A 20,372-nucleotide genomic window follows, 5' to 3' on the forward strand; every position below is an offset into this window, starting at 1 on the left:
GCGCGCATCAGAACTCGACGCCTTCCTGCGCCTTCACGCCGGCCGCGAAGTGATGCTTCACCAGCGTCATCTCGGTCACGAGATCGGCGGCCTCGATGAGTTCCGGCTTCGCGTTTCGGCCGGTGACGACCACGTGGAGATCGGGCCGGCGCTGCCGCAGGGTTTCCACGACCTGCGACAGGTCCAGGTAGTCGTAGCGAAGCGCGATGTTGAGTTCGTCGAGCACCAGGAGACGGATGTCCTCGCGGGCCATCAGGCCCTTCGCCTTCTCCCATGCGCGTTCCGCCGCCGCCACGTCGCGGGAGCGATCCTGCGTCTCCCAGGTGAAGCCCTCGCCCATGGTGTGCCACTCGACCTGATCGGAGAACCGGTCGAGGGCGAGGCGTTCGCCGGTTTCCCACGCGCCCTTGATGAACTGCACGACGCCCACATGAAATCCGCGCCCGAGCGCCCGCAGCATGAGGCCGAAAGCGGCCGTCGACTTGCCCTTGCCGGGACCCGTATGGACGATGAGGAGCCCCTTCTCGACCGTCTTCGAGGCGACCTCCCGGTCCTGGACTTCCTTGCGTTTGATCATCTTGGCGCGGTGGCGCGCCTCGTCGTCCTGGGTCATCCCAACCTGCTTTCAGCATGAGTGGGCAGCACCATGAACAGGCTCAGGCCCGATTTCAAGGCCGGGCCTTTTCAATACTCAGGCTTGAAAGATGCCCCTGGCCCCGGTAAGCAAGTAACGGACGGTGCCCCGGCAACGGGGTGAAAAGGGAATGCGGTGAGACGCCGCGGCTGCCCCCGCAACTGTAAGCGGCGAGCCTTCGCTCCAAATGCCACTGGGTCATGACGCCCGGGAAGGCGGCGGCGAAAAGCATCGACCCGCGAGCCAGGAGACCTGCCGTCAGCCTTTGCTTCTATCGGGTCTGTCGGACGGGGTGTGCCGACGGTGACCGTAGTCGAATGACTCTTCGTCGTTCGGTTCCGTCCGTGGAAGCGCAACAGACTCAAGATCCAGAGTCTCCCGACGGAGAGAACGATGACCGCACGCTTTCTGCCCAAGACCAGCCTCCTTGCCCTGGCGCTCGCCGCCACTCTCGCCGCGACGCCAGCCCTCGCCCACCATCCGATGGGCGGCATGACGCCTGCCACCTTCATGCAAGGCTTGCTTTCGGGCCTCGGCCACCCAGTCATCGGCCTCGACCACCTCGCCGCGCTCATCGGCGTCGGCCTCGTCTCGTCCCGCTTCGCACGCGGCCTCGCCCTGCCGGCCTTCTGGCTCGTGGCCATGGCGGCCGGCGTCGGCCTGCACCTGGCGAGCGCCGACCTGCTCCATGCGGAACTGCTCGTAGCGCTGAGCGTCGTCATCATCGGCATCGCGGCGACCGTGCGCACCACCCTTCCCTATGCGGCGATCGCCGCTCTCTTCGCCATCGGCGGAGCGGTGCACGGCTATGCCCTGGGCGAGTCCATCGTCGGCGCCGAATCCACCCCTCTCGTGGCTTATCTCATCGGCCTCGTCGTGGTTCAGACGGCGCTCACGATCGGCATCGCCTTCGCGGCGCGCCGCTTCACGAAGGCTTCCCTCCAGGCGCCTTCGCCGCAGTTGCGCCTTGCCGGGCTCGCGGTCACGGTGATGGGAGCGGCAACCCTGGCCCTGGCCTTTTCAGCATCCGCGTAAGCTCAGCGACCTGAAGCCATGACCTCATCCCATGAGGAGATCTGCCTGCACGTCTGCGTCACCTGCCGTCAGGCGGGTGGCCCGGACGACAAGGCGCTCCGGCCCGGTGCCATTCTTCACCAGGCCCTCGCGGAGGCACTTGAACACCCCGACGCGCCGAGGGTGCGCGTGGAGGCCGTCGAGTGCCTGTCCGTGTGCAAGCGCCCGTGCACGATTGCAGTCTCCGGCCCCGGGCGCTGGACCTACATCTACGGCGACCTGAACGCCGAGACCTCGGTCGAGACAATTCTCGACGGATTGCGGCGCTACGCAGCGACCTCCGACGGCCTCGTGCCCTGGCGCGAGCGGCCCGAGGCCTTCCGCAAAGGCGTCGTCGCCCGCATTCCCCCATTCAAGACCAATAACGCGGCTTAATCAAAGAGCCGCCGAAAGGCTCACTTCATGAGCGATCTCGCAAAGATCCCCTGCACCATCGTCACCGGATTCCTCGGCGCCGGCAAAACAACCCTGGTGCGCCACCTCCTGGAGAATGCAGGCGGACGCCGCCTCGCCGTTCTCGTCAACGAGTTCGGCGATCTCGGCTTCGACGGCTCCTTCATCGAAGGCTGCGGCATCGAGGGCTGCACCCAGGAAGACATCGTCGAGCTCCCTAACGGCTGTCTGTGCTGCACGGTGGCCGACGATTTCGTTCCGGCCCTGAACACGCTGCTCAACCGGCCCAACCCGCCCGAGCACATCTTGATCGAGACCTCGGGCCTCGCCCTGCCGAAGCCGCTGGTGCGCGCCTTCAACTGGCCGGACATTCGCTCCCGCGTCACGGTGGATGGCGTGATCGCCGTGGTCGACGGACCCGCCGTCGCCTCCGGCGCTTTCGCGCAAGATCCGGAAGCGCTCGAAGCGCAGCGCGCAACCGATTCCTCCATCGACCATGAAAACCCGCTTGAGGAAGTGTTCGAGGACCAGCTCCTCTGCGCCGATCTCATCATCCTCAACAAGACCGACCAGATGGCGGCCGGCGACAGATCAAAGGTTCTCGCGGAGATCAACGAGCACCTGCCCCGCGCCGTGAAGGTCATCGAGACCACTCACGGCAAGGTTGATCCGACCGTTCTGCTCGGCCTCGGGGCTGCGGCGGAGGCCGATCTCGAATCCCGCCCCTCGCACCACGAGACTGCCGAAGATCATGATCACGACGATTTCGACAGCGTCGCGATTCGGGTCGCGCCCGTTGCCACGCCGGAGGCTCTTGTCGCCCGCGTCGAGCGTGCGGCGGAAGCGGCCGGCGTGCTGCGAATCAAGGGCTTCGCACCCGTCGACGGCAAGCCCATGCGCCTTGTGGTCCAGGGCGTCGGCCAGCGCGTCGCCCATCATTTCGACCGGCCGTGGAAGGCCGGCGAGGCCCGCGACGGACGCATGGTGGTGATCGGTCTGAAAGGGTTCGACATCAAGGCCGTCGAGGCCGCTTTGCGCAACGGATGACATGCACCTCCTTCCGGTCACAGCGATTTCCCTCGACGAGGGCGGGGAGGCCACAGACCTCCAGCAACCGCCGGGGGATATCGTCGTCCTCTCCTTCGCGGACAGTGACCTCGGCGCGCTGGCGGCCGCCCATCGGCTCGCGGCAGGAGGAGCGTCCCTCCGCCTCGCCTCGCTTCGCCGCCTGCGCCATCCTCTCTCCGTCGACCTTTACATCGAGAAGACCGCCGCAAAGGCACGCTTCGTCCTCGTGCGCTGCCTCGGCGGCCTAGAATACTGGCGCTATGGCATCGAGCACCTCACCCAGGCCTGCCGCGCCCATGGGGTGAAGCTAGCGGTTCTCCCCGGCGACGACCGGCCCGATCCGCGCCTGTCGGCCTATGCCACCGTGGCGCAGCCGCTCTGCGACGAACTGGAAGCCTATTTCCAGGGCGGGGGCGTAAACAATATGAGCCGACTGCTTGCGCGCATCGGCGTTGAGATCGGTGAAGTGGATCAGGCGATCCAGCCGCCGCGTGCAGTTCCGCGCGCTTTCGTGTGGGTACCTGGAAGACCACCCATAGACGGGTCTTCCAGCAACGGCCCTCATTCTGGGAGGCTGGTTCACCGAGGGCCAGCACCTTCCTCACGTCATCACCGGCCTTGTGCCGGTGGTCCCGATCCGAAAAGCGTTGCGCCACCAACAATCGGGATGGCCAGGACAAGCCCGGCCATGACGGCGAGAGAAGCGCATGATGTGCTTGTCACGGAGGATAGGGTCCGCGGGGTTGAAGCCCGCATCGTTACAGAACCCGAGGCCGTCCTTGCCGGCCATTCCAACGAGCGCCCCCTCGCCTATCTCCTCGTCTATCGCTCCGCCGTTCTCTCAGGCGACACGCAGGCTGTCGAAGCCTTGGCGGCGGCTCTCGCCGAGCGAAGCATCGACTCGCTCGTGCTCGCGGTGTCGAGCCTGAAGGACCCGGAAGCGGTCGCCGTCGTTCGGCGCGCGATCTGGACGCGCCGCCCCGACATCATCGTCACGACCACGGCCTTCTCATCGCGCGACGATGAAAGCTTCGTGCTCGATGAAGCCGATTGCCCGATCCTGCAGGCAATTCCAGTCGGGAGTTCACGGGAAGCCTGGGAGGCGTCTCCGCGGGGTCTGTCCGCCGCCGATCTCGCCATGCAGATCGCCCTGCCCGAATTCGACGGGCGCGTCGCCGCTGGCCCCATCTCGTTCAAGTCCGAGGAGCCTGCCGACAATGCGCTTGCCTTCTCGCGCCGGGTGCAGGCACCGGATGCCACCGGCATCGATGCCGTTGCGGATATGGCCGCCGCATGGATAGGTCTTGCCCGCGCATCGCGTCACGAGCGGCGGCTCGCCCTGGTTCTCTCCGATTATCCGGCACGCGGCGGACGCGCTGGCTTTGCGGTCGGGCTCGATACTCCGGCCAGTGCCTGCGCCATCCTCGATGTTCTCAAGGAAGCCGGTTACGCGGCCGAACGGGATTTCACGACCTCCGACCTGATGCCGCGTCTCACCGAAGGCCGGACTTCGATCAAGGTCTCGCTATCCAGATATCGCACGTGGCTCGACACGCTGCCGGCAGAATGGCGGAACATCATCGATGGGCGCTGGGGCCGACCCGAGAACGATCCGACGTTCGAAGCGGGAGCCTTCCGCTTCCACGCGATCCGCGCCGGAAATATTCTGGTCGCGCTTCAACCCGATCGCGGCCACGGCCTCGACCGCAAGGGCTCTTACCACGATCCGGAATGCCCACCGAGCCACGGCTATCTCGCCTTCTATTTCGGCCTGCGCGTTTTGGAGAACATCCATGCGCTCGTGCATCTCGGCACCCATGGCACCACCGAATGGCTGCCCGGCAAGGCGGTGGCGCTGTCCTCCACCTGCTGGCCCCGTCTCGCCATCGGCGCCGTTCCGGTGATCTATCCGTTCATCGTCGACGATCCGGGTGAAGCCGCGCCTGCCAAGCGCCGCATCGGTGCGGTGACGATCGGCCATCTCACGCCGCAGACGGCGGAGGCCGGCCTGCACGGCGAGGCGGCGGCGTTGCGTGACCTGGTCGAGGAATTCTCGTCCGCCCAGGTGCTTCATCCCGGTCGGGCGGAACTTGTCGCAAGCGAGATCCTGGGGCGTGCCAGGGCAAGCGGGCTCGCATCGGCCTGCGGCGTCGATGACGGCATGCCCATGGATGAGGCGTTGACGCGCCTGGACGCGCATCTCTGCGATCTCGGCGAGGTCACGATCCGCGACGGACTCCACGTCTTCGGCAGCGCTCCTGCCAGGCTGGAGGCCTGCGCCACCGGGGAGCGTGAGGGATTGCTGAGGGCGCTGGATGGCCGCTTCGTCCGGCCCGGGCCATCCGGGTCGCCGTCGCGCGGTCAGATCAACGTGCTGCCCACCGGACGCAACCTGGCGACCCTCGATCCGCGCTCCATCCCCACCCGCGCCGCCACGGAACTCGGCTGGCGTGCGGCCGCGGAGGTGGTGCGTCGTCACCTGCAGGACGAAGGCGACTGGCCGCGTCGGATCGTGATGGACCTGTGGGCCTCCCCGACGCTGCGCTCCGGCGGCGAGGACATCGCCCACGCCCTTGCGCTCATGGGCGTGCGCCCGACCTGGGACCATGTCTCCACCCGCGTGACCGGCTTTGAGATCGTCCCGCAGCCGCTCCTCGACCGACCGCGCGCAGACGTGACCCTTCGCGTCTCCGGCGCGTTCCGCGATACGTTCCCGGACCAGATCGCGCTGCTCGATCAGGCGGCCCGCACGGTCGCAGCGCTCAACGAGGACGACGAGTGGAACGAACTCGCCGCCGCGCGCCGGCGCGGAGAAGCGCTGTCGCGCGTGTTCGGCTCCGCGCCGGGCACCTTTGGTGCGGGCGTGTCGGCCCAGGCGCTCGATGGCGCGTGGGTGACGAAAAACGATCTCGGACGTACCTATCTCGACGGCACCTCCCATGCTTTCGGAGCCGCGGGCGAAGCCCGCGCTGATGGGAGCTTCCCGCGCCGTGTCGGACAGGCCGAAGCCTTCGTGCACGTGAGCGACGTGGCCGAGCGCGATATTCTCGATGGCGACTCCGCCGCCGATGCGATCGGCGGTTTCGCGGCAGCCGCCCAGGTGCTCGGTGCTGCTCCGGCCGTCTACAGCCTCGACGCGAGCCGCCCGCAGCAGCCGAAAGCCCGCTCCTTGATTGAAGATATTGATCGTCTCGTGCGCGGTCGCCTGACGAACCCGCGCTGGATCGAAGGCCAGCTACGTCATGGCTGGCGCGGAGCAGCGGAAATCGCGCAGGGCGTCGATGCGCTCTTCGCCTTCGCCGCGACGACGGATGCGGTTCCATCGGCAACCCTCGATCTCGTGTTCACGGCCCTGATGGCTGACGGGTCGACCCGGGAACGGATTGAAGCTGCCAACCCCGCCGCCGCGCGAGCCATAAGCGAGCGTCTTGCGGACGCGCGCCGTCGTGGCCTGTGGCAGACGCGCGTCAATTCGGTTGCAGCCTTCTTCGACGATGGGCGGAAGGAGGCCGCCGAATGAGCGCGCAGCCTGTCAGCGGAAGACGCCGCGGGTGGTGTCCAGGCGTCCGTCGCCCCATGGCAACAGGCGACGGCCTGCTCGTGCGCCTGAGTCCATTCGGCGGCAGACTCAGCGCCGACCAGGCGCGCCTCATCGCCGATGCTGCACGCGAACACGGCAACGGCCATCTCGACATCACTGCCCGCGGCAACCTGCAGATCCGCGGCGTGAGCGACGGGACCTATCCCGACCTGCTTGCTCTCCTCGACCGAGAAGGCTTGGCCGAACCCGAGGGCGACGGCCCGAACCGGCTCACCGTTCTCTCGCCCCTGGCCCGTCTCGACCCGAACGACCGCTTTGACCCCTATACCCTGGCCCAGGCGATCGAGAGCAAGACGGCCGCCCTGGACGGCCTGCCTGCAAAGTTCTTCGTCGCCATCGATGGCGGCGGGTCCATGCCGCTCGATTCCGTCGGGGCCGATCTTCATCTGGTGGCGGGCAAGGACGGATCGGTTGTTTTTGGCCTTCCCTCCTCCGGGGGCCTGGACAGGATCGGTGTGGCATCCTTCGCCGACGCCCTTGATGCAGCCCATGCGGTTCTCTCGAACTTCGCATCCCTGAGGCGCTCGGGACGAACGGAGGCGCGGCGTCTTCGTGATCTCGAGCCGTACCTCGTTCAGGAATTGGCCGCGTCGGCGGCTCTGGAACCTGCAGCTGCCCTGCCGTCGCGCCCTCCGGCGCCGCGTGCAGGCGTAATCCCGGTCGACAAGGGATATGCCGTTCTTCTCGCCCTGCCGTTCGGCCGTTCTGGGACCGAGCAACTGGCGCAGGCAGCGGCGTGGTGCGAGCGCTTCGGCACGGCGGAGATCCGCCTGTCCTTTACGCGGGGCATCCTGTTGGCGGGAGTGCCGGGAAAGGATGTTCCGATGCTCCTCGACGAAGCCGGGAGGGCCGGCTTCGTCACCGACGCCGACGATCCCCGCCTGTCGCTCATCGCCTGCCCTGGCCGACCGGACTGCGCCAGCGCTTCGACCCCGGCGCCTGCGGACGCCTTGCGGATTGCCGGGTCCTGCAGCGACCTGCTGGCCGATGGCACAACCGTTCACGTCTCAGGCTGCCCGAAAGGCTGTGCTCATGCGGGCAGGGCCGATCTAACACTGGTGGGCCGCACCGATGGACGCTATGACGTCGTGCCCCATGGCTCCACCCGCGATATTTCCACTCTTCACCTTTCCATCGACGAGATTATGACCTGTTTATTGCCTGCAAAGACCCGCGACAGCCTGCATCGCGCCTTTCCGGAGCGCGTCCGATGAGCGGATCCCGCGATTACATCCGCGAAGGCGCGGAGATCTATCGCCGTTCCTTCGCCGTCATCCGGACGGAGGCCGATCTCTCGCGCTTTTCCGGCACGGCGGAACGCGTCGTCGTGCGCATGATTCATGCCTGCGGCATGACCGACCTGCCGCGCGATGTCGATCTCTCGCCTGATTTCGCGGAAGTGGCGGAAGCAGCCTTGAAGCGCGGCGCGCCGATCCTATGCGACGCCAAGATGGTAGCGAACGGCATCACCCGCGCGCGGCTGCCGGCGGGCAACGAAGTGATCTGCACCCTCGACGACCCCGGCGTTCCGGCACTCGCCGCTGACCTCGGCAACACCCGCTCGGCCGCCGCCATGGAACTGTGGCGCGAACGGCTGGAGGGCGCGCTCGTGGTGTTCGGCAATGCACCCACGGCCCTCTTCCACCTTCTCGAAATGCTTGATGCCGGAGTGCCCAAGCCTGCCGCCGTCATCGGCATTCCGGTCGGCTTCATCGGCGCGGCGGAATCCAAGGAGGCGCTCGCCCGGGACGGGCGCGTGCCGTACCTCGTCGTTCATGGACGCCGCGGCGGCAGCGCCATGGCGGCCGCGGCCGTCAATGCCCTCGCGAACCCGATCGAGTGAGCCGATGACCACCCAGGATCCCATCCGCCTCTTCGGCCTGGGCCTCGGCCCGGGCAATCCGGATTACATGACCGTCCGCGCCCGCAAGGTGCTGGAGACGGCGGACCGGCTCGTCCATTTCTGCAAGCGCGGACGGCGCGGCAATGCGCGCACCATCGCGGATGTCATCGTCGGCCGGAATCCGGAGCGGGAAATCGTCCTTGCCTACCCGGTGACGACCGAGATCCCGGCCGATCATCCGGATTATGCGGCAGCCCTCAACCCGTTCTACGAGGAGGCGGCAGCGCGCCTTCTCGCCGAGGTCGAGACGGGACGCACCATCGCAGTTCTCTGCGAAGGCGATCCCTTCTTCTACGGCTCCTTCATGCATCTCTGGTGGCGCCTGAAAGACCGCGTTCCAATCGAAGTGGTACCGGCTGTCACAGCCATGTCAGGGGCGTGGACCCGGGCCGGGGCACCAATCACCTGGGGTGATGATGTGCTGACCGTCGTGCCCGGCACGCTGCCCGAGACCGAGCTCACGCGCCGACTTTCCGGCACCGATGCCGCCGTGGTGATGAAGCTCGGAAGCCATCTTCCGAAAGTCCGCGCGGTGCTCAAATCGACAGGACTTTTCGAGCGCGCCATCTATGTGGAGCGCGCAACCATGGCGGATGAGAAGATCATCCCCCTGCCCGACCTCCCTGAGGATTTCGACGCTCCCTACTTCTCCCTGATCATCGTGCCCGGGCAAGGGAGGCGAGTATGACGGGGCTGCTCACCGTCGTCGGCCTAGGACCTGGCAATCCGCGCTATCTGACGCCCTCCGCTTCCGAAGCGCTCGCCTCCGCGACCGATATTGTCGGTTACGGCCCTTACGTGGACCTCGTGCCGGAAAGGCTGGGCCTTCGGCGGCATGCCTCCGACAATCGCGTCGAGCTCGACCGAGCACGCTTCGCGCTCGATCTCGCGGCGAAAGGCGCGCACGTGGCCATCGTCTCCGGCGGCGATCCCGGCGTCTTTGCCATGGCGGCCGCCGTGTTCGAGGCCGTCGACAATGGTGATCCGGCTTGGCGCAGCCTCGACATCCGCGTGGAGCCTGGCATCACGGCGATGCTCGCCGCGGCGGCTCGCGTCGGCGCGCCTCTCGGCGGCGATTTCTGCGCCATGTCGCTGTCGGATAACCTGAAGCCCTGGGAGATCGTTGCAGCACGCCTGAGAGCCGCTGTTGCTGCGGATTTCGTCGTGGCGCTCTACAATCCGATATCCTCAGCCCGACCCTGGCAGCTCGGGGCGGCGCTGGAAATCGTTGCCGAGACGCATGGCCCTGACACGCCGATCGTTCTGGCCCGCGCCGTGGGCCGGCCCGACGAGCGGATCAGAATCCTGCCTCTCGCCGAGGTGGAAGCGTCCATAGCCGACATGTCGACAATCGTGATCATCGGCGCCACCACCACACGGCTGATCGAGCGGCCTGAGGGCGAACAGCCTTACGTCTATACACCGCGCTTTTACGGAGAGCGGCCGTGAAGACGCTCCAGCCAATCGAGCGCCGCCTCGGCACTGGTGACCTCCTCGACGCCGAGCGGCGTTTCCGGCCGCGCCACGACGACAACCGGCAGGCCGAGAGACCGCGCGGCTGCGATCTTCGGGTAGGTCGCCGCGCCGCCGGAATTCTTCGTCACCACCATGTCGATGCGCTCGCGCTCCATGAGCGCGCGCTCGGCCGCCTCATCGAACGGCGCCCGCTCCCGGATGGCAATCACGTTCGGCATCGGCAGCGCATCGCCGATCGGCTCGATGGTGCGCACCAGATAAGTGTGCTGCGGCGCAGCCGCGAAGGGTGCGAGTTCGAGGCGGCCCACCGTGAGGAAGACGCGACGCGGCGCCTCCCCGAGAGCCTGAACGGCCTCTCCCATCGAGGCCACCTCGATCCAGCGATCCCCCTCCTGCGGAACCCAGGCCGGTCGGCGCAGGGCGAGCAGCGGCACCTGAGCCTGCGCACAGGCCTCTGCCGCGTTGCGGGACATCACCGCGGCGAAGGGATGAGTCGCGTCGATCACAGCCTCTATCCGCTCGATGCGCAGAAAGTCGGCGAGCCCCGCCACGCCGCCGAAGCCGCCGATGCGGGTTGGGATCGGCATGGGACGCGGATCGCTGGTGCGACCGGCCATGGACAGGAGCGGACTGAAATCAGGCTTACCGGCAAGCCGCGCCGCAAGTGCGGAGGCCTCTGTCGTGCCGCCCAGAATGAGGATGCGCATGCGCTCCTTTTCCCTGAATTCTGAGCAGGAGTCGAGCATGGCGACAAACCGTCCCTGGCTCACCATCATCGGCATCGGCGAGGATGGGCGCGCGGGTCTCTCGCCTGCGGCTCTGGCTGCACTCGACCAAGCCGAATTCGTGATCGGCGGAGCGCGCCATCTTGATCTCGCGGCCCCTCTTGCCACGCAAACGCTCGCTTGGCCGAGCCCATTTGCGGACGGCTATGCGATCATCCTGGCCCGCCGCGGCCAGCCGACCTGCCTTCTCGCCACGGGCGACCCGTTCCATTACGGCGTCGGCGCTGAACTCGCGCGCCTCATCCCTGCCGAGGAAATCTCCTGCTTTCCGCAAGCATCCGCCTTCAGCCTTGCGGCCGCGCGCCTAGGCTGGTCGCTGCCCGATTGCGACTGCGTGAGCTTGCACGGCCGGGCCTTGGAGCGGATCATTCCTCATCTGCAGCCCGGCGCCCGCATCCTTGCTCTGTCTTGGGACGGCTCGACGCCGCGCAAACTCGCCAACCTGCTGCAGGCGCGGGGCTTCGGAGGATCGATGATCACCGTATGCGAATCCATGGGCGGCACGCGCGAGCGCATCAGCCGCGCGGTTGCTGCCGATTTCGCCATGACGGGCATTGATCCGCTCAACACGATCGCCGTCGAGGTCGTGGCTGGGGGCAATGCCAGAGTCATCAATCTCTCACCGGGCCTGCCCGATGCCTTTTTCCAGAACGACGGCCAGCTCACAAAGGCGGAGATCCGCGCTCTCACCCTTGCCGCGCTCGCACCCAAGGTGGGTGAATTGCTGTGGGACATCGGCGCAGGTGCAGGCTCCATCGGCATCGAATGGTGCCTGCGCCATCCACGCAACTGCGGCATCGGAATCGAGGAGCGGCCGGAGAGGGCCGAGCGAGCGCGCCGCAATGCGCTGGAACTCGGCGCGACCAAACTTGACATCCGTATCGGGCGTGCGCCGGAAGCCCTGGCCAATCTGCCCGCACCGGATGCCGTGTTCATCGGCGGCGGAGCCTCGGAAGTTGGTGTGTTCGACCAAGCCTGGGCGGCGCTGAAATCCGGCGGACGGCTCGTCATCAACGGCGTCACGCTCGAAACCGAGACGCTGCTCGGCACGCTCTATGGGCAGTATGGCGGCGCGATGCGTCGTCTGGCGGTCTCGCGTCTGGAGCCCGTTGGCGGCATGCACGGATGGCGGGCAGCGATGCCCGTCACGCAATGGTTGGTGACGAAGTCATGATCATCGCCGGTGTCGGATTCAGGCGCAGCGTCGCCGCCGAGGAGATCGTGATGCTCGTGGAGCAGGCGCTTGAGCGTTCTGCGCTGACGCATGGTGCATTGGCAAAACTCGCAACCATTGAAGCTCTGGCCGATCTGCCGGCTTTCACGAAGGCAGCCCGCCGACTTGCCGTTGCCGCGATAGCAGTCGAGGAACAAGCGCTATTCGCCGCGGCGCCTCAAGTGCGTACGAAATCGGTACGCTCCCTCGCCGCTCATGGCGTCGGATCGGTTGCGGAAGCGGCGGCGCTTGCCGCCGCAGGACCTGGAGCCACGCTCGTTCTTGAGCGCATCGCGTCGGCATCCGCCACCTGCGCCCTCGCCTGTCCGGAGACTGCGCCATGACCGTTCATTTCATCGGCGCCGGGCCTGGCGCGGCCGATCTCGTCACCGTGCGCGGGCGCAGCCTCATCGAGCGCTGTCCCGTCTGCCTCTATGCCGGATCCATCGTGCCGCCGGAGATCCTGACTTGGTGCCCGCTTGGCGCGCGGCTCGTCGACACCGCCCCTCTCGATCTCGATGCCATCACGGCGGAATACGTGCGGGCGCATGAGCAAGGTGAGGATGTGGCACGGCTCCATTCCGGCGACCTGTCGATCTGGAGCGCCATGGGCGAGCAGCTCCGGCGGCTCGATGCGCTCGGCATCCCCTACACGATCACGCCCGGTGTGCCAGCCTTCGCGGCCGCCGCCGCAGCATTGGTGCGCGAATTGACCGTGCCGGAAGTCGGACAGTCGGTGGTCCTCACCCGCACGTCAGGTCGGGCGTCCGCCATGCCGGAGACGGAGCGGCTTGCCACCTTCGCGCAGACCCGGGCGACGCTCGCCATTCATCTATCGATCCACGTCATTGAGCAGGTGGTCGAGGACGTGCTGCCGTTCTACGGCGCCGATTGTCCCGCAGCGGTGGTCTGGCGCGCGTCCTGGCCAGACGAGCGGGTGATCAGGGGCACGCTGGAGACAATCGCCGCCATGGTCCGCGCCGAGAAGCTGGAACGCACGGCGCTGATCCTGATCGGACGGACGCTGGCAGCCAAGGACTTCCGCGACAGCGCCCTCTATTCGACCGATTACGACCGCCGCTTCCGTCCCGGCGTCCGCGAGGACAACCGATGAATTACGTAGCGTCAGGCAACCGGATGGAACGGCATGCGGCCGACGAGTTGTCCGTCGCGGTCGAACACGGCGATCTCGAGAGCGATCTCGGCACCGCGCAGGGCCTTGGCCGCCGTACGCCAGGCATGCTGCGCCACCATGTCTCCCAACGGAAGGGCAAGGCTTTTCGCGTTCTCCAGCACTTCAAGCGCCGTATTGGCGCTTCGGGAAGCCTCCACAACGCTCGGCTCCGCACCAGTTTCCGCAAGGCGCTCGGCAAGCCAAACGAGATCGACTGCACCGGAGCGCGAATGCAGGTCGAGCAATCCTTGTCCGAGCTTCGTCATCTTGGCGATGCCGCCCGCTATCGTGACACGCGGGACCGGGTTGCGACGCAGGTATTTCAGCATGCCGCCGGCGAAATCACCCATGTCGATGAGGGCATGGTCCGGGAGGTCGTGCAGGATCTGCACTGCCCTCTCGGAGGTGGATCCGGTCGCTCCTGCCACATGGTCGAGGCCACCCGCGCGGGCCACGTCGATGCCGCGATAGATGCTGTGGATCCAGGCCGAGCAGGAATAGGGGACTACTACCCCGGTCGTGCCGAGGATCGACAGCCCGCCCAGGATACCGAGACGCGGATTGAGGGTCTTCTGCGCAATTGCCTCGCCACCCGGTATGGAGATCTCAACCTCGATATCCAAGGTTCCGCAGACACTGCGTGCCGCCTCCTCCAGGTTGTCGCGGATCATCTGGCGCGGAACCGGATTAATGGCAGGCTCACCCGGCGGCAGCGGCAGGCCGGCCCGGGTGACTGTGCCGACGCCCGGGCCTGCGCGGAACTTGATGCCCGAGCCCGGCGCGCCGTCACGGATGGTTGCAACCACCAGTGCGCCATGGGTCACGTCCGGATCATCGCCCGCATCCTTGATCACACCCACCCGGGCACCGCCATCGCAAGGCTCACTATTGGCAAGGGCGAAGGCAGGCCGCGCCCCACCTGGAAGCGCGATCTCGACGGGATCAGGAAAATCGCCTGTCTGCCAACCAAGATACGCCGCCTTGGCCGCCGCCGTGGCGCAGGCGCCCGTGGTCCAGCCCCGGCGCAACGGTCCGGCGGGTTTACTCTCGTCCATACGCTCTCTTACATCGTCCCCATGAATTCCAACAGCCATCCCGTGAATGTCGCTCGGGTCCGGAGGCCTGCATGACCTCCCTGTCCCGCCTCTCGCCGCCCTTTGCTCCGGGCACGGTCTGGCTCGTCGGCGCCGGCCCAGGCGATCCGGGCCTGCTCACCATCCATGCGCTGAATGCCCTCGCGTCGGCCGATGTCATTGTCTACGACGCGCTCGTCGACCCGGCCGTGCTGTCGTTTGCCCGCGAGGGCGCCACGCTCGAATTCGCCGGGAAGCGCGGAGGCAAGCCCTCCGCCGTTCAGCGGGATATCTGCGAGCGGATCATCCAGCTCGCCCGGGAAGGCAAGCGGGTGCTGCGGCTGAAAGGGGGCGATCCCTTCATCTTCGGGCGCGGTGGCGAGGAAGCACTCGCTCTCTCGAACGCTGGCATCCCGTTCCGCATCATCCCCGGCGTGTCGAGCGGTCTTGCCTCGCTCGCCATCCACGGCGTACCGGCAACCATACGCAAGACGAACCATGCGGTCATCCTTGCTACGGGCCATGCCGCTCCCGACTCGGAGATCGAATGGAGCAGGCTTGCTCGCACCGGCGCCCCCATCGTGCTCTACATGGCGGTATCCAGCCTCCCCTCCATCGTGAAAGGTCTCCTCGAGGGCGGGCTCGCGGGCGACACCCCCACCCTGGCCGTACATGGGGCGACGACCGCTAAGGAAAGCGTGGTGGAAGGAACGCTTGAAACCCTGCCTAAACTTGCGGCAGAAGGGCTCATCCGCTCCCCGGCTATCGTAGCTATCGGGGCGATTGCAGCCTTCCGATCGGCCATCGCCAATCATCTGCTCGAATTCGGCAGCGAGGCGGCCCAATGAGCATCGCTCCAGGCATTCTCATTGCAGCGCCGCGCTCGGGATCGGGCAAGACGACAATCGTGCTTGGGCTCCAGCGAGCGCTGGCCCGCCGTGGTCTGCACGTGCGCGGAATGAAATGCGGGCCGGATTACATCGATCCCGCCTTCCACACCGCCGCTACCGGCGCGCCGAGCTTCAATCTCGACAGCTTCGCCATGAGCGCGCCACTGCTGGACGCGCTCGCATCGGAGGCGGCCGGCGATGCGGAGCTTGTCATCGCGGAAGGCTCGATGGGCCTCTTCGACGGCATACGCCAGGAGACCGGCCGCACCGGCGCCAGCGCGGACATTGCGGCCCTGTTCGGCTGGCCGGTGATCCTCGTCCTCGACGTCTCGGGCCATGCGCAGTCGGCAGCCGCTGTCGCGCTCGGCTGCGCCCGCTTCGACCCACGGATCGAGGTGGCCGGCGTGGTGCTGAACAAGGTCGCAAGCGAACGCCACCGTAGGCAGGTCGAGGACGGCATGGCGCGCATAGGCTTGCCGGTTCTCGGAGCTCTGATGCGCAACGGCGACCTGACCCTGCCCGAGCGGCATCTCGGCCTCGTCCAAGCAGGAGAGACGATCGAGCTCGACAGGCACTTGGAACGCCTTGCCGATGCGGCGGAGGCTGCGCTTGATGTCGACCGGCTCATCACCCTGGCCCGTCCGACCCGGATTCGGTCCGCCGGCGGCGCAAGGCCTCTACCGCCGCCGGGGCAGCGCATCGCACTGGCCTCGGACCAGGCATTCTCCTTCGTCTACCCGCATGTGCTGCTGGGCTGGCGCGCGGCCGGTGCGGAAATCGTGACCTTCTCCCCCCTCGCCGACGAGCTTCCGCCGCCCGATTGCGACGTCTGTTGGCTGCCGGGTGGATATCCCGAGCTTCATGCTGGACGGATTGCCGGAGCGGAGCGCTTTCTCCACGGACTGCGCCGATTTGCCGAGGTCAGGCCGGTCCATGGCGAGTGTGGCGGCTACATGGTGCTGGGCCGCTCCCTGGAGGACGGCGAAGGCCAGAAGCATCCTATGGCAGACCTCCTGCCGGTCGAGACGAGCTATGCGAAGCGCAGGATGCATCTCGGCTATCGGGTGGCGCATATCATCGAAGACGGTGTAACGGGCGCAGCCGGACAGCGCCTCGTCGGCCATGAGTTCCACTATGCCTGCGTGACCCAGAGCGACATGTCACGGGAGGCCGCCTTCGCGACGATTACCGATGCGGAAGGCAACGACCTGGGAACCGCGGGTCATCGCCGGGGGCAGGTTACAGGCAGTTTCTTCCATGCCATCGCCCAGGGATAGTCGGTCTCTTCCATCCTCTGGGTCTAAGCTGGTCAGTGAACCTCCCGACGAACAGAGAGTTGAACAGCACCAGATAAGGAGACCATCATGCGCCTTCGAATAATCTTGCCCCTGGCTGCTCTGCTAGCCCTCGCTGCCTGCGGCAATGACGGGCCGGACCAGACCGGCAGCACGGACAATGCCAATCAGCCCGGCAACAATGCGGCTCCTGCCGATCCTCGCAGCAACCCGCCGCCTCCGGCGCAATAAACCTCACGCTTCCCGGGTGATTTGCGGCGGAAGGCCCCAGCTCCTGAAGCTTGGCCTTTGTGACACTTATCCCATGTTAAGGTGCTCACGACCTGTTCGCGATTTTCTCGAGCCGCTTGCGGATCGACAGGCGGTATCATGCCGCGGCACCGGGAAGAGATGGGAGAACGCCATCGTTTCGCCTCAGCCATCCGTCTTGATTCGGCTCCAATCCTGAAAGGGAACGCGGAGAGCATGCAAGCTTGACAGACGGGCGACTGACGTACCTCGCGGTGCTGCCTCCGACAAGCTTCTGACCATTGCATTCATGGTGTTGGAGGTGCCAATGAAAGAGGCATTCCATATCGGACAACTCGTTCGGATTACCAAGCCGTCCTCCGGGTACTCGGATTGCCGCATCTATTGCATCGTCTGCCTCGTATCAAACGATGACGATTCCCGAGTCTACCGCATCAAGAACACCGCCGGGATCGAGCGCCTCGTCAAACCCAGCGAGATCGAGCCAGCCGCGCTGACTGCCGTGCCGTGAGGATCCCGCCTTCCGAAGTCGGGGCGTAGCCTCTCACCCGCCCGCGCCACCTGTCCGTGTATTAGCCCATGGTAGCGGTGGCAGGCACCTTGCCGTCCCCTGACGGGCACGACAGAATACCCTGCAACAACGCCCGGAAGGGCAAGCCGGCGCAGATCGGCGGACGCGTGGAGATGCCTCTCCATGCGCCAGAGGAAGCGAAACCATACCACGTGCTTTGAAGGCGCGGGGCTGCCAGGGAGGTTGACGTCGTTGACGACGGCTGCGGATGCGCGCGCGGATACATTCCCGAAACTGCTGACGCGCAATGCGCGCCTGCGCCCGAACCGCACCGCGTTTCGGCACAAGGATCTCGGGATCTGGCAATCATGGACCTGGAGCGAGGTGCATGAGATCGTCCGCGCCTATGCCTGCGGCCTGCAATCCCTCGGCCTAAAGCGGGGCGGGAAGATCGCCATCATCGGCTATAATCGCCCCTACCTCTACTGGACCATCTGCGCCGCCCAGTGGCTCGGCGCGATCCCGATCCCGGTCTATGCGGATTCCGTCGCTGAGGAGATGGCCTATGTGCTCGCCCACGCCGAAGTGACCCATGCGGCGGTGCAGGACCAGGAGCAGGTCGACAAGATCCTTTCGGTCTCGGAACAACTGCCGCAACTGGGGCATGTGCTCTATGACGAGCAGAAGGGCCTGAGGGACTACGATCATAGCCGCCTCCATTCCATCGATTCCGTCGTCCAGGAGGGCCGCGCGCGGCTTGCGGATGCGCAGGAGGCAGCCGCCATCGAGCGGGCCCTGCAGGAGGGCAAGGGCTCCGACCTCGCCATCATCCTCTATACCTCCGGCACGACCGGGCGGCCGAAGGGCGTGATGCTCACCTCCGATGCGGTGATCGCGGCCGCCGAGATCGGCTGCGACTTCGATAAGCTCGACGAGACGGACGAGATCATCGCTTATCTCCCCATTGCCTGGGTCGGCGACCACATCTTCTCCTATGCGCAGGCGATCCTCTCCGGGCTGTGCGTCAATTGCCCTGAGAGCCCGGAAACCATTGCGGAAGACCGCCGCGAGGTCGGTGCGACCTACGTCTTCGCGCCGCCGCGCGTCTTCGAGAGCATGCTCACGCTGACCATGGTGCGCATCGAGGATGCGGGTGCTCTCAAGCGGCGCATGTTCCACTACTTCATCAATCACGCCAACAGGGTGGGCGAGAAGATTCTGAACAGAGAGCCCGGCGTGAGAGCCTGGGACCGCTTTCTCTGGAGTATCGGCAACGTGCTCGTCTATGCGCCCCTGCGCAACCGCTTCGGCATGACCCGGGTCAAGGTCGGCTACACGGCGGGCGAGGCTATCGGGCCCGAGATCTTCCGCTTCTACCGCTCCATCGGCGTGAACCTGAAGCAGCTCTACGGACAGACGGAAGCTTCCGTCTACATCACCATGCAGCCGAACGGCGAGATCCGCGCCGATACCGTGGGCCGCCCCGCTCCGCAGGTGGAGATCCGCATCGCCGAGAACGGCGAGGTTCTCTATCGCTCACCTGGCGTGTTCGTGGGCTACTACAAGGATGATGAGAAGACGGCAGAAACGAAGACACCGGATGGTTTCGTTCATTCAGGCGATGCCGGCTTCTTCGACCAGAACGGACATTTGAAGATCATCGACCGGGCCAAGGACGTCGGCAAGATGCGCGACGGCTCGCTCTTCCCGCCGAAATACATCGAGAACAAGCTGAAGTTCTATCCCAACATCAAGGAAGTGGTCTGCTTCGGCGACGGGCGCGACCACGTCGCCGCCTTCATCAACATCGACCTCGTAGCGGTGAGCAACTGGGCCGAGAGAAACGGCGTCACCTATGCCTCCTACCAGGAACTCGCCGGCCACCCGCTGGTCTATGACATGATCGAAAAACACGTGGACGAGGTGAACCGTTCGCTGTCCTCCGAACCGCGCATGGGCGGCGCGCAGATCAAGCGCTTCCTGATCCTGCACAAGGAACTCGATGCCGACGACGGCGAGCTCACACGAACGCAGAAGGTACGCCGCGGCTTCATCGCCGAGCGTTACGCTCCACTCATCGAGGCGCTCTACGACGGCTCGTCCGAGGCCGACATCTCGACCGAGGTCACTTTCGAGGATGGACGCAAGGGTGTGATTTCCGCGCGGGTCAAGATCAGGGATATGAAGCTCTATCCGACCTCGGAGTCTGGATCGGTGCTGGAGGCGGCGGAATGAGAGCGCCCGATCATCCGGTTATGGGCAAGGGCGACGTTCTGCTCGCCGTCGAGAACGTGTCGCTGGGTTTCGGCGGCGTGAAGGCACTCACCGACGTATCCTTCGACATCCGCAAGAGCGAGATCCGCGCCATCATCGGACCGAATGGCGCAGGCAAGACCTCCATGCTCAACTGCATCAACGGCTTTTATTACCCGACCGAGGGGCGCATCACCTTCAAGGGTGTCAAGCGCCCGAAGATGCGCCCCTATGTGGCGGCGCGCGGCGGCATCGCTCGCACCTTCCAGAACGTCGCTCTCTTCAAGAGCATGTCGACCCTCGACAACATCATGGCCGGCCGTTCGATCAAAATGCGTTCGAACTTCTTCTGGCAGCTCTTCCGTCATGGCCCGGCCATGAAGGAGGAGGTCGAGCACCGCCGCTTCGTCGAGGAGATCATTGACTTCCTCGAAATCCAGCACATCCGCAAGGTCCCGGTCGGGCGCCTGCCCTACGGCTTGCAGAAGCGGGTCGAACTTGGGCGCGCGCTTGCTATGGAGCCGGAGCTTCTCCTGCTCGATGAGCCCATGGCCGGCATGAACCTGGAAGAGAAGGAGGATATGTCACGCTTCATTCTGGAGGTGAATCAGCAGTACGGCACCACTATCGCGCTCATCGAGCATGACATGGGCGTGGTGATGGATCTCTCCGATCGAGTCGTGGTGCTGGAGTACGGGCGCAAGATCGCCGACGGCACGCCGGCCGAGGTCAAGAACGACCAGCGCGTCATCGACGCTTATCTCGGCGTGGCGCATTGAA

At 65.9% G+C, this 20,372-nt stretch carries 20 protein-coding genes and 1 riboswitch; of the genes, 17 read left to right on the forward strand and 3 right to left on the reverse strand.

Annotated elements, in window-relative coordinates; translation table 11 throughout:
• Window positions 1-7: 7 nt before the first annotated feature.
• Window positions 8-613, reverse strand: a complete 606-nt coding sequence (cobO, locus tag KHP60_RS14760) for a cob(I)yrinic acid a,c-diamide adenosyltransferase (protein WP_213565085.1) — start codon at window positions 611-613, stop codon at window positions 8-10.
• A 105-nt stretch (window positions 614-718) separates the two neighbouring features.
• A riboswitch (cobalamin riboswitch) is annotated at window positions 719-909 on the forward strand.
• Window positions 910-1,027: 118 nt separating this feature from the next.
• On the opposite strand from cobO, the gene KHP60_RS14765 reads away from it, so the two are divergent.
• Genes KHP60_RS14765 through cobJ form a run of 8 tightly spaced genes read left to right on the forward strand, consistent with a single transcriptional unit; the run spans window position 1,028 to window position 10,122 of the window.
• A complete protein-coding gene (locus KHP60_RS14765) occupies window positions 1,028-1,669 on the forward strand; it encodes a HupE/UreJ family protein (protein WP_213565086.1) in 642 nt (213 codons plus the stop codon).
• Between the two features lie 18 nt (window positions 1,670-1,687).
• The gene (locus tag KHP60_RS14770; protein WP_213565087.1) at window positions 1,688-2,083 is read left to right on the forward strand and encodes a DUF1636 domain-containing protein; all 396 of its coding nucleotides are present in this window, start codon (window positions 1,688-1,690) and stop codon (window positions 2,081-2,083) included.
• Between the two features lie 27 nt (window positions 2,084-2,110).
• Window positions 2,111-3,148 carry a cobalamin biosynthesis protein CobW gene (gene cobW, locus KHP60_RS14775; RefSeq protein ID WP_213565088.1) on the forward strand — a complete coding sequence of 346 codons (1,038 nt, stop codon included), beginning with the start codon at window positions 2,111-2,113 and terminating at the stop codon, window positions 3,146-3,148.
• Between the two features lies 1 nt (window position 3,149).
• A complete protein-coding gene (gene cobN, locus KHP60_RS14780) occupies window positions 3,150-6,689 on the forward strand; it encodes a cobaltochelatase subunit CobN (protein WP_213565089.1) in 3,540 nt (1,179 codons plus the stop codon).
• On the forward strand, window positions 6,686-7,984 hold the full coding sequence (cobG, locus tag KHP60_RS14785; protein ID WP_283770712.1) for a precorrin-3B synthase: 1,299 nt from the start codon (window positions 6,686-6,688) through the stop codon (window positions 7,982-7,984). The genes cobN and cobG overlap by 4 nt, the downstream gene beginning before the upstream one ends.
• Window positions 7,981-8,613 (forward strand): precorrin-8X methylmutase, encoded by a 633-nt coding sequence (locus tag KHP60_RS14790; RefSeq protein WP_213565091.1) that lies wholly within the window; start codon window positions 7,981-7,983, stop codon window positions 8,611-8,613. Before cobG ends, KHP60_RS14790 begins: the two co-directional genes overlap by 4 nt.
• Before the next feature lie 4 nt (window positions 8,614-8,617).
• Window positions 8,618-9,361, forward strand: a complete 744-nt coding sequence (locus KHP60_RS14795) for a precorrin-2 C(20)-methyltransferase (protein WP_213565092.1) — start codon at window positions 8,618-8,620, stop codon at window positions 9,359-9,361.
• On the forward strand, window positions 9,358-10,122 hold the full coding sequence (gene cobJ / locus KHP60_RS14800; RefSeq protein ID WP_213565093.1) for a precorrin-3B C(17)-methyltransferase: 765 nt from the start codon (window positions 9,358-9,360) through the stop codon (window positions 10,120-10,122). The genes KHP60_RS14795 and cobJ overlap by 4 nt, the downstream gene beginning before the upstream one ends.
• On the opposite strand, the gene KHP60_RS14805 is transcribed toward cobJ, so the two are convergent.
• The gene (locus KHP60_RS14805; RefSeq protein WP_213565094.1) at window positions 10,104-10,856 is read right to left on the reverse strand and encodes a cobalt-precorrin-6A reductase; all 753 of its coding nucleotides are present in this window, start codon (window positions 10,854-10,856) and stop codon (window positions 10,104-10,106) included. The two genes, cobJ and KHP60_RS14805, sit on opposite strands and share 19 nt — an antisense overlap.
• Before the next feature lie 37 nt (window positions 10,857-10,893).
• On the opposite strand from KHP60_RS14805, the gene cbiE reads away from it, so the two are divergent.
• Genes cbiE through cobM form a run of 3 tightly spaced genes read left to right on the forward strand, consistent with a single transcriptional unit; the run spans window position 10,894 to window position 13,261 of the window.
• Window positions 10,894-12,108 carry a precorrin-6y C5,15-methyltransferase (decarboxylating) subunit CbiE gene (gene cbiE, locus KHP60_RS14810; protein WP_213565095.1) on the forward strand — a complete coding sequence of 405 codons (1,215 nt, stop codon included), beginning with the start codon at window positions 10,894-10,896 and terminating at the stop codon, window positions 12,106-12,108.
• Window positions 12,105-12,491 (forward strand): cobalamin biosynthesis protein, encoded by a 387-nt coding sequence (locus KHP60_RS14815; RefSeq protein ID WP_249688798.1) that lies wholly within the window; start codon window positions 12,105-12,107, stop codon window positions 12,489-12,491. The genes cbiE and KHP60_RS14815 overlap by 4 nt, the downstream gene beginning before the upstream one ends.
• Window positions 12,488-13,261 (forward strand): precorrin-4 C(11)-methyltransferase, encoded by a 774-nt coding sequence (cobM, locus tag KHP60_RS14820; protein WP_213565097.1) that lies wholly within the window; start codon window positions 12,488-12,490, stop codon window positions 13,259-13,261. The genes KHP60_RS14815 and cobM overlap by 4 nt, the downstream gene beginning before the upstream one ends.
• Window positions 13,262-13,272: 11 nt before the next feature.
• Here cobM and KHP60_RS14825 read toward each other — a convergent pair whose 3' ends face one another.
• On the reverse strand, window positions 13,273-14,376 hold the full coding sequence (locus tag KHP60_RS14825; RefSeq protein WP_213565098.1) for a cobalt-precorrin-5B (C(1))-methyltransferase: 1,104 nt from the start codon (window positions 14,374-14,376) through the stop codon (window positions 13,273-13,275).
• Between the two features lie 71 nt (window positions 14,377-14,447).
• Between KHP60_RS14825 and cobA the strand changes: the two genes are divergently transcribed.
• From cobA to KHP60_RS14855, 6 genes are all read left to right on the forward strand, one after another.
• Window positions 14,448-15,242, forward strand: a complete 795-nt coding sequence (cobA, locus tag KHP60_RS14830; RefSeq protein ID WP_213565099.1) for a uroporphyrinogen-III C-methyltransferase — start codon at window positions 14,448-14,450, stop codon at window positions 15,240-15,242.
• The gene (locus KHP60_RS14835; RefSeq protein WP_213565100.1) at window positions 15,239-16,561 is read left to right on the forward strand and encodes a cobyrinate a,c-diamide synthase; all 1,323 of its coding nucleotides are present in this window, start codon (window positions 15,239-15,241) and stop codon (window positions 16,559-16,561) included. Before cobA ends, KHP60_RS14835 begins: the two co-directional genes overlap by 4 nt.
• A gap of 87 nt (window positions 16,562-16,648) precedes the next feature.
• Window positions 16,649-16,810, forward strand: a complete 162-nt coding sequence (locus KHP60_RS14840; protein ID WP_213565101.1) for a hypothetical protein — start codon at window positions 16,649-16,651, stop codon at window positions 16,808-16,810.
• A gap of 325 nt (window positions 16,811-17,135) precedes the next feature.
• Complete coding sequence (locus KHP60_RS14845; RefSeq protein WP_213565102.1) at window positions 17,136-17,339, forward strand: hypothetical protein; 204 nt, start codon at window positions 17,136-17,138, stop codon at window positions 17,337-17,339.
• Between the two features lie 183 nt (window positions 17,340-17,522).
• Window positions 17,523-19,574 carry a long-chain fatty acid--CoA ligase gene (locus KHP60_RS14850; protein ID WP_249688799.1) on the forward strand — a complete coding sequence of 684 codons (2,052 nt, stop codon included), beginning with the start codon at window positions 17,523-17,525 and terminating at the stop codon, window positions 19,572-19,574.
• Window positions 19,571-20,371, forward strand: a complete 801-nt coding sequence (locus KHP60_RS14855; RefSeq protein WP_213565103.1) for an ABC transporter ATP-binding protein — start codon at window positions 19,571-19,573, stop codon at window positions 20,369-20,371. Before KHP60_RS14850 ends, KHP60_RS14855 begins: the two co-directional genes overlap by 4 nt.
• Window position 20,372 lies beyond the last annotated feature (1 nt).

Origin of the sequence: Microvirga sp. 3-52 (genome assembly GCF_018383585.1) — a bacterium.
Lineage (GTDB): Bacteria > Pseudomonadota > Alphaproteobacteria > Rhizobiales > Beijerinckiaceae > Microvirga.